At 45.2% G+C, this 12,494-nt stretch carries 9 protein-coding genes and 9 tRNA genes; 15 read left to right on the forward strand and 3 right to left on the reverse strand.

What is annotated here, in order from left to right:
* Positions 1-303: 303 nt before the first annotated feature.
* Positions 304-4,626, forward strand: coding sequence for a S8 family serine peptidase (locus GZ22_RS00080; protein WP_123921875.1), 4,323 nt, complete (start codon positions 304-306; stop codon positions 4,624-4,626).
* 196 nt (positions 4,627-4,822) lie between these two features.
* Here the strand turns inward: GZ22_RS00080 and GZ22_RS00085 are convergent, their stop codons facing one another.
* Both GZ22_RS00085 and GZ22_RS00090 read right to left on the reverse strand, forming a co-directional pair.
* Positions 4,823-5,368 (reverse strand): DUF4334 domain-containing protein, encoded by a 546-nt coding sequence (locus tag GZ22_RS00085; RefSeq protein WP_038557560.1) that lies wholly within the window; start codon positions 5,366-5,368, stop codon positions 4,823-4,825.
* 258 nt (positions 5,369-5,626) lie between these two features.
* Entirely contained in the window at positions 5,627-7,015 is a 1,389-nt protein-coding gene (locus GZ22_RS00090; protein ID WP_038557561.1) for an NAD-dependent succinate-semialdehyde dehydrogenase, read from the reverse strand.
* Between the two features lie 330 nt (positions 7,016-7,345).
* On the opposite strand from GZ22_RS00090, the gene GZ22_RS00095 reads away from it, so the two are divergent.
* The 13 genes from GZ22_RS00095 (at position 7,346) to GZ22_RS00155 (ending at position 11,472) form a co-directional block, all read left to right on the forward strand.
* Positions 7,346-7,417, forward strand: a tRNA-Glu gene (locus GZ22_RS00095).
* Positions 7,418-7,424: 7 nt separating this feature from the next.
* A tRNA-Val gene (locus tag GZ22_RS00100) sits at positions 7,425-7,500 on the forward strand.
* A 97-nt stretch (positions 7,501-7,597) separates the two neighbouring features.
* A tRNA-Thr gene (locus GZ22_RS00105) sits at positions 7,598-7,673 on the forward strand.
* An 8-nt stretch (positions 7,674-7,681) separates the two neighbouring features.
* A tRNA-Tyr gene (locus GZ22_RS00110) sits at positions 7,682-7,767 on the forward strand.
* A gap of 5 nt (positions 7,768-7,772) precedes the next feature.
* A tRNA-Gln gene (locus GZ22_RS00115) sits at positions 7,773-7,846 on the forward strand.
* A 27-nt stretch (positions 7,847-7,873) separates the two neighbouring features.
* Positions 7,874-7,946 (forward strand) — tRNA-Lys (locus GZ22_RS00120).
* 35 nt (positions 7,947-7,981) lie between these two features.
* Positions 7,982-8,061, forward strand: a tRNA-Leu gene (locus GZ22_RS00125).
* Between the two features lie 21 nt (positions 8,062-8,082).
* Positions 8,083-8,157 (forward strand) — tRNA-Gly (locus GZ22_RS00130).
* A gap of 3 nt (positions 8,158-8,160) precedes the next feature.
* Positions 8,161-8,233, forward strand: a tRNA-Ala gene (locus GZ22_RS00135).
* Positions 8,234-8,371: 138 nt separating this feature from the next.
* Complete coding sequence (locus GZ22_RS00140; protein WP_038557563.1) at positions 8,372-8,827, forward strand: DUF2243 domain-containing protein; 456 nt, start codon at positions 8,372-8,374, stop codon at positions 8,825-8,827.
* Complete coding sequence (locus GZ22_RS00145; protein ID WP_038557564.1) at positions 8,817-9,581, forward strand: cytochrome c oxidase assembly protein; 765 nt, start codon at positions 8,817-8,819, stop codon at positions 9,579-9,581. The genes GZ22_RS00140 and GZ22_RS00145 overlap by 11 nt, the downstream gene beginning before the upstream one ends.
* A gap of 120 nt (positions 9,582-9,701) precedes the next feature.
* Complete coding sequence (locus GZ22_RS00150) at positions 9,702-10,922, forward strand: MFS transporter (RefSeq protein ID WP_038557565.1); 1,221 nt, start codon at positions 9,702-9,704, stop codon at positions 10,920-10,922.
* 58 nt (positions 10,923-10,980) lie between these two features.
* Positions 10,981-11,472 carry a hypothetical protein gene (locus tag GZ22_RS00155; RefSeq protein WP_038557567.1) on the forward strand — a complete coding sequence of 164 codons (492 nt, stop codon included), beginning with the start codon at positions 10,981-10,983 and terminating at the stop codon, positions 11,470-11,472.
* Positions 11,473-11,552: 80 nt separating this feature from the next.
* Here GZ22_RS00155 and GZ22_RS18125 read toward each other — a convergent pair whose 3' ends face one another.
* Complete coding sequence (locus tag GZ22_RS18125) at positions 11,553-11,714, reverse strand: aspartyl-phosphate phosphatase Spo0E family protein (protein ID WP_084160581.1); 162 nt, start codon at positions 11,712-11,714, stop codon at positions 11,553-11,555.
* Between the two features lie 213 nt (positions 11,715-11,927).
* On the opposite strand from GZ22_RS18125, the gene sigW reads away from it, so the two are divergent.
* Positions 11,928-12,491: an RNA polymerase sigma factor SigW gene (gene sigW, locus GZ22_RS00160; RefSeq protein WP_038557568.1), complete on the forward strand. Its 564-nt coding sequence runs from the start codon at positions 11,928-11,930 to the stop codon at positions 12,489-12,491.
* Positions 12,492-12,494: the final 3 nt, after the last annotated feature.

The following is a 12,494-nucleotide window of genomic DNA, read 5'->3' on the forward strand; positions in this document are numbered from 1 at the left end:
TATACAAATAAGCAATGTCCTTTCCCTATGACTAAGGACTTTTGCTGGAAGACAAAAGTAATTTTTCGCAGCTTTTAAACAATCATTACACTAAATTAACAGAAAATTATTACTATAATCATGCAGGAGATTCCCGTATCTATGCATATGCTCCTCATTTCTCCCGACGCTCTTCCCGTAACCGACATAATCTCGTAATCTATCTATAACATCTGAGCGATATTACATAATCTGTCATTTTAGAAGGCTGAGGTGGAGGAGGTTACCGGGCAAGACCATATCATGAAAAAGGAGAATGAGAAGATGCAGAAACGTATGGCAAAATGGCTCAGTATTCTGGCGGTCGGTGTATTTCTCTTGTCATTGCTTTCTCCTACAGCTTCACGAGCACAGTCTTCTGAGCGAACTTCTGTAAAAGCGAGTGAGGGTGTAGCAGCGAAGGTGGACAAGGATGTTACGTCACAGTTCAAAGCGGATGGGCAGGTGACGTATCTGGTTAAGCTGAAGGAACAAGCGGATACGAAGAAGGCTGCAGAGACTGCAGTCGAGAAGGCGAAGAAGCAGTCAGCCAGTTTGTCAGCTAAGGAAGAGAAGCGCATTCAAAATTCAGCTGTTGTCAGCGATTTGCGGGTAACGGCAGATGCTTCTCAAGCGAATTTGCTTGATTACTTGAAGCAGGCAAAGGACAAAGGGGTTGTTAAGGATTATGACTCTTACTATATCGTCAATGCATTGAAGGTAACCAGCTCCAAAGAAGTGATGGATGAGATAGCTGCTTCTGAGGAAGTAGAGAAAATCTTACCAAACAGAGAGCGTAAAATTCTCGAGCCTGCAAAGGCAGAAGAAAAGCAGGTTGCCGCTTTGGCTGAGGAAGTCGAAGCATGGGGCGTAGAAAGAGTCGGGGCACCTGCGGTATGGCAGGAAACCGGCTTGGATGGTACTGGTGTCGTCATCGGTGGGCTGGATACTGGTGTACAGTATGACCATCCTGCGTTACTTGAAAAATACCGCGGCTATAATCCAGCTGATCCGGATAATGTTTCCCATGAATTCAACTGGTATGATGCAGTCGACGGGGAAGCAGTACCGTATGATGACTTGGATCATGGTACACATACAATCGGTACAGCTGTCGGTGCAGAACCCGATGGCTCTCAGGATATTGGGGTTGCGCCAGGTGCGAAATGGATTGCGGTAAAAGCTTTCCATCCTGATACTGGACTTGGGCAGACAACGGATGCCATCTTGCTTGATGCTGCTGAATGGATGCTTGCACCAAAGGATGAAGAAGGCAACCCTCATCCAGAGCAAGCGCCAGATATCGTCAATAACTCTTGGGGCGGCGGTCCAGGTCTGGATGAATGGTATCGGGAAGTTGTCCAAACTTGGCGAAATGCCGGTATCGTGCCAGTGTTCTCTGCTGGTAATGATGGAGATGGAGATGCGACAGTATCAGCACCTTCCAACTACCCAGAATCAATCTCTGTAGCAGCAACGGATAGTCAAGATGGATTGGCAAGCTTCTCATCTCGCGGTCCTTCTCCATATGATGGAGAAATCAAGCCGGATATTGCGGCTCCGGGAGTGAATGTCTATTCTGCGGTAAGCGGCAGTGATTATAGTGCAGCATTCAGCGGCACATCGATGGCAGCTCCGCATATAAGCGGTGTTATTGCCTTACTTCTGCAGGCGGATAGTTCGTTAACAGTCGATGAGATCGAGACGATATTGTACGATACAGCTGATCGTCAAACGAGCAGCGATTATCCGGATGAAATCAATGAAGGGTTCGGTCATGGTATTGTGAATGCTTATTTGGCAGTATCCACGATCGCAACTGGTGTTGGCGAAATCAATGGTAACGTCTATCAGGATGGCGATGACGAAGAACCTGCTGTAATTACACATGAAGCAGTGTCAGAATTGTATCAAGGTGTTGCCACTCAGCTCACAGCAGAAGTGACGGATAACATCAGCGCAGATACAGTAACGCTTCAATACAAAAAAGATGAAGGAGAATGGCAATCAGTTGATGCTGCGCTTGTAGAAGGAAACGCAGCAAGCGGTACGTATCAAGCAGTGCTGCCAGCTGAAGCGACAACAGGTGAAACACTCGTATATAAATTCGTCGTGACAGACTTTGGCGGTAATACAACAGAGACGGATGCGTTCGAAGTGGAGCTCATTGCGCCGCTTTCAGTTGGATATAGCCAGGACTTCGAAGAGGAACCAGCAGGCTGGACGTCATTTGGCGATCAGAACTCCTGGGAGTGGGGTGCTCCAGCTGCAGGCCCTGAAGCAGCAGCTTCTGGTGAGAATGTATACGGAACAGGTGCTTATCCTAACAATGCCGATGCAACTTTGCTAGCACCGCCGGTAGCAGTACCAGAGGATGGAGAAGCGTACTTGCAGTTCCAGACATGGTTTGACTTGGAAAGCCGTTATGATTATGGCCATGTGGTCGTATCGACGGACAAAGAAAACTGGGAGCAGGTAGGCTCGTACAACGGCGCGAATGGCGCTTGGAGCGCTGAACAAATTGATTTGGGTGACTTCGCCGGTCAAACAGTTTATGTCGGATTCCATTTGGAGACAGACGGCAGCATCAGTAAACAAGGCTGGTATATCGATGACGTAGCCATTTCGGATTCTTCCAGCACCTCTGCTTCTATTATGAAAGGCACAAAGAAAGTAAAAGAGGACGCGAAGCAGACGAAAGATAGTGCAAAGAGCAAGAAAAAGGTAGATGCGAAGAAGCTTGCTCCAACACCAATTCAAAATGTACAAGGTCCAACATTGCCGGATGGACAAGCAGATCCAGCAGACATCAGCCCAACTGCTTTGCCGGTTGATGCGACAGTGACAGTACAGGAAACAGGTAGAAGTGTACAGACCGACCCAGCAGACGGCAGTTACCGCTTGTTGCAGGCTGCAGGTGATATAACGCTTGAGGCTGCTGCATATGGATTCCACTCCAGCACGGCGCCAGTTACCGTAACAGAGGGATCTGCTGTTACACAGAACTTCACGCTTGATCCTATTGCGGAAGGAACGGTTTCGGGTACTGTGACGAATGCGCAAACAGGTGAACCAATAGCTGGAGCAAACGTATATGTGGTCGAGGATGCAGCGGTACAGCCAGTAAAAACCGATGATAGCGGCGCTTATACGCTGACTGCTTATGAAGGAACGTACACACTTAAAATCACAGCCCCATCCTTCAAAGGAACAGAATTCGAAGTAACAGTGAATGCGGATGAAGCGACAGAACAAAATGTTGAGCTGGAGCCATTCATCGGATTTGCCGGAGAAATTGGCTATGACGATGGAACAGGCGAGAATGCACATGCCTTTTACGATGCCGGAAATGGCTGGGCAGTGAAATTCACGCTGGCGGAAGGACAATCTTCTGCACAGGTGACAGGCGGCTTGTTCCGTTTCTGGGATGAAAGCTTCCCTACACCAGGAGGAACGAACTTTGCAGTAGAAATCTATGATGCTTCCGGAGAAGACAGTGCACCAGGTAAGAAACTTGCCGGCCCGATTGCCGGGGAAGCACTACGAAATGGAGAGTGGACTCAGGTCGACTTGGCTGGAGAAGGTGTTGTAGTAGATTCTGATTTCTATATTCTTTATGTCCAAACAGATCCGAATCCTAACACGCCTGCATTGGCAACAGATGAAGACGGAGAATTCTCCGGACGCAGCTGGCAGAATGTAGGGGGAGAATGGAGCCCTGTTCCAGAAGAAGACGGGAACTATATGATCCGTGCGCTTGTTGACTATGAGGCACAGGCACCAGTCATTACCTCGCCTGCTCCAGACACAGTCACGAAAGAAGACAGTGTGACGGTGGAAGGGACAGCTGCAGCTGGAGGAACAGTAGAAATCAGCAATAACGGTGAGGTTGCTGCGTCAGTTGAAGCAACAGATGAAGGGGCCTTTGCAGCGGATGTAGAGCTGACAGAAGGTGAAAACAGTCTGACAGCTGTCACAAAGCTTGAAAATGGCAGCACAGCACCATCTGAAGCTGTGACAATCATCCGGGATCAAACGGCGCCGGAGTTAACAATCACAGCTCCAGAAGATGGCAGCAAGACAAATAAGGAGACGGTGACTGTTACAGGGACTGCATCTGATGATTATTTAAACAAGCTGACAATCAACGGGGCAAAAACAGATGTGAAAGAAGATGGAACATTCTCCAAGCGTATTCTATTGGATGAAGGTGTTAATGAGATTAAAGTAGTCGCAACAGACCAAGCAGGAAATAAAGCGAAGCAGGTTATTGAGCTGGAAGCCGACTACACAGCTCCTGAGCTGGAGAATGTAAAACCGGATCAGGATGCCCAAGTGCAGCCTGGAGAAACAGTTGTCATCTCCTTTGAATCAGAACCTGGTTTGGAAGATGCAACCTTCTACTTGAAAGCACCGCTGACGAATTTCCGTACAACATCACAAGCAACAGAGCTGCCGATGCGGGAAACAGAAGATGGTCTGTATGTAGGTTACTGGACAGCAACATCTTCTGCAAAGCTTGATGGAGCAGATGTTGTTGTGAAAGCAACAGATGCATTCGGTAATGAAACGGAAGCAACTGCGGCAGGAAAAGTGTTTGTAGAATAATAAAGAAGAGCTTTGAACAAAACGCAAGTTTAAAAAATGAAAGATGGGGCTTCCACGAGTTAACGAGAAGCCCCATCTTTTTATGGTTAATTGATTATTTAACATCGTGAATGACTCGAAAGCTAGAGAGAGTTTTTCCTATCTCAGAAGTGCAGCAGGTGATGATAGCAATATCTTCTAAATGAATGTAATCTGTTTATGCTTTTCTTAATATAAAGAAAAAAGTCTTATCTGATGATTGTTCTTTGATATCCATAATACCTAAAAGAGTATTTTCATCAATCTTTCTAAATATATCTATAATACCTTTATTATCGTAGATCATTGCTGAAGTAATTTTTCCTCTATGATTTACTTTTCGTAACCTTGCTGCACTCTTATTCGTGTTTATGATAGGTCGCAATAATGTCATAGATGGAGAGAGGATTTGCTTCGGTATGTTTTGCAAACTTTGCAAAAGAAGATTTAAAGGAAGTAAACTTGGACTAATAGTATAGAGAACCCCATTACTTTTTTTGAAAACTAAAGGGTGGACGTGTTCTTCATCGATAAATTCTTTTCCATACCAACCAGATGCTGTGAGAAGCCCCTCTAAGAGATGCCCAGTTACAATTTCTTCGCCTTTCCACATGCCTATCATTTCTTCAGGTTCGACGATATCAAGCTGGTCATAAAAAGCAAAGGCCTCTGATTGTGAAGTGCCATCACGTAATATTATGTTTAGAAATTCGATATTTTCCATTAGTCCAACTCCCATAGGTTTAATTTTTCTAATCGCCTATTTTCATAGTAGCATAGGATTTATTTCTTACTAAGTGAAGCACTGAATGAACATTTTCGATAGCAGTAGGGATTATTAAGGGAAAGAAAGCTTCCCTAGTTGTAGGCTATTGTACGGTGTTGCAGCATGGTGATGGAGGAATGTTGTTGCCAAACAAAGCAACTACTGTTGAAAGATATTTATAGAATAAAAAAGACCCGTCAGTGACGGGTCCTTTTCTTATATGCCAATAGAGATATATTTTGTTTCCAAGTAAGGCTCAATTCCTTCAATTCCGCCTTCACGGCCGACGCCGCTTTCCTTCATACCGCCAAATGGAGCTTGTACGGCAGATGGGCCGCCGTCATTCCAGCCAACAATACCATATTTCAGGTTTTCGGCAATGTACAGACCACGGCGATAGTTTTCTGTGAAGAAGTAAGCTGCCAGACCAAATGGAGTATCGTTGGCCAAACTGATTGCCTCATCAATTTCGGTATAAGTTGTAATCGGAGCGACTGGACCAAATGTTTCTTCGTGCATGATGTCCATGTCATCCGTTACTTGATCAAGAACAGTCGGGTTGACGAAGAAGTAGCCTTTATCGGCATCAGCATTATATGTGCCGCCAGCAAGGACTTTAGCGCCTTTGGACTTTGCATCATCAATTTGAGCTACGATTTTATCAAAGCCTTTCTTATTGATGACAGGACCGATTTCAACACCTTCTTCAGTACCTTGACCTACCTTCATTTCTGATACTGCTTTAGTGAATGCTGTTGTAAATTCATCTTTTATGGATTCATGGACGAGCAGTCTGTTGGCACAGACACATGTTTGTCCCGCGTTCCGGAATTTTGATGCCAGAGCATGCTTCACAGCGCGGTCAATATCTGCGAACTCATCAACAATAAGCGGAGCATGTCCGCCAAGCTCCATGGATACATGCTTCACACTATCAGCGCTCTGTTTCATAAGCAGCTTGCCGACAGGGGTAGAGCCGGTAAAGGAAATCTTACGGATATGAGGGTGCTCGGTGAAAATCTTTCCGACTGTTTCTCCATCAGCATTTACATATTGAATGACGTCCTCTGGAATGCCGACTTCATGCGCCAGTTCAACCAAGCGAATGGCTGTCAGTGGTGTATCGGGTGCTGGTTTGATTATGAATGTGCAACCTGCAGCTAGTGCGGGAGCTGCCTTTCTTGTAATCATAGCTGCCGGGAAGTTCCAAGGTGTGATTGCTGCAACTGGACCGACAGCTTCACGAGTTACGAGCATTCGCTTATCGGTGGTGGAAGCAGGGATAGTGCGGCCGTATACACGTTTTGCTTCTTCTGCAAACCATTCAATATAGCCAGCTGCATATAATACTTCGCCTTCAGATTCTTTGAGCGGCTTACCGTTTTCCGCTGTCATCAAAGCAGCAAGTTCTGCTTTGTTTTCCACCATCTTATCATGCCAAGCGCGGAGAAGCTTACTGCGTTCAGTTGCAGAAGTTCTGGACCAAGAATGGAAGGCTTGATGAATTTTTTCTATTTTCTTGTTGATTGCTTCTTCTGAATCAATTGCTACTTTTTCGATCAATTCGCCGGTGGCTGGATTCGTTACATCAAATGTCTCTGTCATGTCGAATGCCCCTTTTCTAATTTATTTCATAGGAAAAGCATAACAAGGAATTTTTCTATCAGACAAAAAAATTGCTCACGTTTTTTTGCGTTCATGTTTATATTCCTGTTTTGAGAGGAAAGTATGCAAGAAGAATAGATGTTATTAAAATAGCTGAAAACGTTGATATAACAGGGGTTTCACCAAGTAGAAGAGGGGGTTGTCTGCAGATTAATTATCTGAATTAAAAGAAATTATGAAAGTGGGTTTACAAACCCTTGCATTCCTGTATATAATAACTCTTGTCAGTTTCGAGTTACGAAAAACGCAACGATGAAAAACAGACATCCTGGCCCGTTGGTCAAGCGGTTAAGACACCGCCCTTTCACGGCGGTATCACGGGTTCGAATCCCGTACGGGTCATCAAGCTGGAGGATTAGCTCAGCTGGGAGAGCATCTGCCTTACAAGCAGAGGGTCGGCGGTTCGAGCCCGTCATCCTCCACCACTTGTTTTTAAAAGAAGTTAATAAAAAGTGTTGACAAGTTATTTGGATGATGATATGATATCATTCGTGACGTTCGAGTCAATCAATTAAATAGTTTGCCGGTCTAGCTCAATTGGTAGAGCAACTGACTTGTAATCAGTAGGTTGGGGGTTCAAGTCCTCTGGCCGGCACCACTTATGTTGGAGGGATAGCGAAGTTGGCCAAACGCGGCGGACTGTAAATCCGCTCCCATCGGGTTCGTAGGTTCGAGTCCTACTCCCTCCACCATTTATTGGGCTATAGCCAAGCGGTAAGGCAACGGGTTTTGGTCCCGTGATCGTTGGTTCGAATCCAGCTAGCCCAGCCATTTACTTCTTTTCAATAGAATGTTTTTGAGCCATTAGCTCAGTTGGTAGAGCATCTGACTTTTAATCAGAGGGTCGAAGGTTCGAGTCCTTCATGGCTCACTTTATAGATCAGTTCCAGTAACTGTTTCTATTACGCGGGTGTGGTGGAATTGGCAGACACGCTAGACTTAGGATCTAGTGCTTCGGCGTGGGGGTTCAAGTCCCTCCACCCGCATCATCATTACTTTACTGCTGAGCGGAAGTAGTTCAGTGGTAGAACACCACCTTGCCAAGGTGGGGGTCGCGAGTTCAAATCTCGTCTTCCGCTCCATATGGGGCCTTAGCTCAGCTGGGAGAGCGCCTGCCTTGCACGCAGGAGGTCAGCGGTTCGATCCCGCTAGGCTCCACTCATATGAAAGTCGTCCATCTGGGCGGCTTTTTTTAATTTCTTAGGCATAGGGAGAAAATCTTCTATGCCTTTTTTGTTTATTCTTAAGCCTATCGGGAAACAGTTTAGATAAAAGTCTTTTGATAGGAGGATACGAATGGAGGATAGTCATACATATAGGCGCAGGAATGTGCTGTCTGGTTTTTTGTTCGGTGTCGGTTTGGTTGCTTTTATTGATGAAGCAGTTTTTCATCAGCTTTTGCATTGGCATCATTTCTACGATTTATCTTCTACGACATGGGGGCTTGTATCGGATGGCTTCTTCCACGCGCTGAGCTGGTTTGCAACAGTTGGAGGTTTGTTCCTTTTTGCGGATCTTCGCAGACGCAGAAGTTTGATTCCGCTTAGATGGGTCGGTGCTGTTATGCTCGGAAGCGGTGTTTTCCAGCTGTACGATGGCCTAATACAGCATAAATTATTCCGCATTCACCAGATTCGATATGGAGTGGATATCTTCTATTATGACCTGATATGGAATGGTATCGCTGTCCTGTTAATTGCAGCAGGCATCTGGTGTATCCATCTTTCAAGGAGGAAAGAGCATGTACGTTGATAAATTTGCTCTATGTATCGCCTTCTTCTGTATACTATCTTATCTGCTGGCAATGAAGTATTCTGCCAAGAGTTTCAAAGCCTGGCCGCTGCGTAAGCTGCTGTTATTTGTAAGTGGAATTGTCATTGGTCTTCAAGCTGTGGCGGGGCCGATTGCTATGCATGCGCATCATAGCTTTGTATATCATATGATCGGGCATCTGCTGCTCGGGATGCTCGCTCCGTTGTTGCTCGTTTTATCACAGCCTGTCACCTTGCTTTTGCGTGCGCTTCCGCAATCAGGAGGGAGAGCTGTCTCTCGTATTTTTCGAAGCAGATATGCGCGTTTCCTAATTCATCCGATCACTGCAGCTGTATTAAATATCGGAGGGTTATGGCTTCTTTATACAACGCATCTATTTCATTACATGCATCAATCATCCTTGGTTTCGATGCTCGTTCATTTGCATATATTTGCAGCAGGTTATTTGTTCACGCTGGCTATGCTATATACAGATCCGGTTTCGTACCGGAAAAGTTATCTTTACCGGGTAATTGTTTTTGTATTTGCGCTTGCAGGACACGGCATACTGTCGAAGTATTTATACGCAAACCCGCCTATGGGCATAGCTGCTGCAGATGCACAGCAGGGGGCAATGTTAATGTACTACGGCGGGGATCTAATTGATCTTACTATAATCGTTATATTGTGCTGGCAATGGTACCAAGCTGCTGCTCCTAAAACTTCATTATCTGCTGCAAAAGCTGCCGAATAAGGCAGCTTTTTTCATGGTTGCTGATATTTTGGTAAAAATAACGCTATAACAGATTTACAAAGTGTCAAGACACCTGTAAACTTAATGTGTCAAATAATACATTTTCGCAGAGGTGCTGGAATGGAGAGAGCAGTAGCAAATCAAAAAACAGGCAAACCGATTTCTGAGCGAAAACTGCTCGGTATTGTCGGAACAGGCTGGTTGTTTGATGCCATGGATGTTGGTATTTTATCTTTTATTATTACCGCTTTGACATTGGACTGGGGGTTATCATCACAGCAGGCAGGCTGGATAGGCAGTGTCAATAGCATTGGGATGGCTGTGGGGGCATTTGTGTTCGGAATTATGGCGGATCGAGTAGGCCGTCGAACAGTTTTTATGATCACGATTTTGATTTTCTCTATTGCAAGCGGATTGTCGGCTTTAGCAGCATCTTACTTAATTTTCGTTGTGCTGCGCTTCTTTATTGGTGCAGGGCTCGGCGGTGAGCTGCCAGTTGCGTCAACATTAGTATCGGAGTCTGTCGCGCCAGAAAGACGGGGGCGCATGGTCGTACTGCTGGAAAGTTTCTGGGCAGTAGGCTGGCTGCTAGCAGCGATTATTTCTTATTTTGTCATTCCGGATTACGGCTGGCGGGTAGCTCTCTTACTGACAGCGATACCTGCATTGTTCGCAGTCTTTCTTCGTAAAAATCTGCCGGACTCGCCGTCTTATACAAAGCTGAAGCAAAAAACTTCTGTCATGGCTGGTATTCGTCAGTTGCTGGCTAAAGGATTTGCTAAGCGCAGCATGATGCTTTGGATTGTATGGTTTTGTATTATGCTCAGCTATTATGGCATGTTTTTATGGCTTCCAAGTGTAATGGTTGAGAAAGGATTCGATATGGTCCGAAGTTTCGAGTATGTATTGATCATGACACTCGCGCAGCTGCCAGGTTATTTCTCTGCTGCTTGGCTGATCGAAAAGGTGGGCAGAAAGCCGATTCTCATCATTTATCTTATCGGTACAGCCATTAGTGCTGTTCTTTTCGGTAATGCAGAGTCAGCGGGTATGCTGCTTATGGCCGGAATGTTGCTATCATTTTTCAATTTGGGTGCTTATGGTATTTTGTATGCTTATACTCCGGAACAATATCCTACTGCTATACGTGCTACCGGCTCTGGAATTGCAGCAACCGCAGGAAGGATCGGAGGTATCCTTGGACCATTACTGATCGGTTATCGCGGTTCATTAGGGATATCAGTCAGTACTGTGTTCCTTTTATTTTGTGTGACAGTTCTAATTGCTGCAGTGGCGGTGTGGCTTCTTGGAGAAGAAACGAAAGGTAAAACGCTTGCTTGATGCGTTATTTCGGTCCTGTGTGGTAAAGTAGAGCGAGAGTAAGAAGGAGGTTAGCGCTTTGTTTTCCATACAAGATTATACTGAGGCAGTTAGTGTCTCGTTACAAAAGCATTCGGAGGATGTAATAAGTGAATTGAAGCAGATTTTCCAGCTGCCGTTCCTTCCGGAAGTGGAGAAAATTGCTTTTCGTTTGTTCAAGGAGCCAATGGCTTTTGAACTGACAATCATGTATTATGCGCTCGATGCAGACGGCAATGAACGTTATTATGATGAAATGGGCGATAAATATGCTGGTGGAAGTGAAGAAGTGGCAGAGGAGATCCCATATTTCCAGCTGCCTGATACGGCTACCGATGCATTCGAAGCTTTCCGTGAACTGCAAGAGGATGCTGTAGAAAAAGCGGATGAACAGGTGATGGTTGCCTGGTTTGCTGACTGCTACAAGCGAGCTGGCGGAGATGCTTTCCCGCTGGAGGCGAGTGTCGGTTTTCATAGCGACGTGAAAGCTTATTTCCTTAAACAAGGTGCTTGGACGGAAGATCGCCATTAATTGAAAGTACGTACTTCGTGTACGTGCTTTTTTTTATGCAAAAAAAAATTAACAGCTTTCCTTGCGGGCTGTTAATTGCTCTATACATTCTTTCTTTGTTTTTCGTATTCGTTTAATAAGTCATCAAGCTGTACGCTGGCAGTGACAACTGGTTCGGATGTAAGCGGCATGCGACGGGACAGGTTTAGCATGTGGTTGCGCGTCTGTTCAATTTTTTCCAAAAGATTGTCTAAAGTAACCATTTTAACCTCCAGAATCTGATATACTATTTGTCGTTAAGAGTACCCTTTCTTTTTTTATTTAAAACATCATTTTTTAAAAAAATATAAAAAATAAGAAAAAAACTGTTGCTGGCACACTATAAGGTTTGAGAAAAAGATATTTTTTTGTGAAAGTGAAACCTTTTCGGAACGTCATTCGTTATCAAGAAGCCGCAGTTAGGCGGGAGGATTTTCATGGAGAACATCATAAAATATCATATAAAAAACGTCAAGAAGGGTGATCACGCGGCCTTCGAGGAAATCGTTTCCTTTTATCAGAACAAGGTGTACCATATCGTATACCGAATGGTCGGAGACAGCCACGAAGCGCAGGATATCGCCCAAGAGGCATTTATCCGTGCTTACACCAACATCCATTCTTTTGACGAAAACCGGAAATTCTCCACATGGCTTTACCGGATCGCAACGAACTTAAGCATCGACCGTCTGCGGAAGAAGAAGCCTGATTTTCATCTGGATGCTGAGGTGAAGGGAACAGAAGGATTGGATATGTATTCTCAGTTGGCGGCTGACCAGGCACTGCCTGAGGAAGAAGTCGAAAGCATGGAGCTGCAGAGTTATATCCATAAGGAAATATTGTCCCTTCCGCCAAAGTATCGCGGCGTTATCGTACTGCGATTCCTGGATGATTTATCATTAGCGGAGATCGGCGAAATCCTGGACCTGCCGCTCGGGACAGTGAAGACGCGTATCCACCGTGGCAGAGAACTACTACGGAAAAAACTGCGCCACGTATAAAGG

It is taken from the genome of Terribacillus saccharophilus (assembly GCF_000725365.1).
Lineage (GTDB): Bacteria > Bacillota > Bacilli > Bacillales > Amphibacillaceae > Terribacillus > Terribacillus saccharophilus.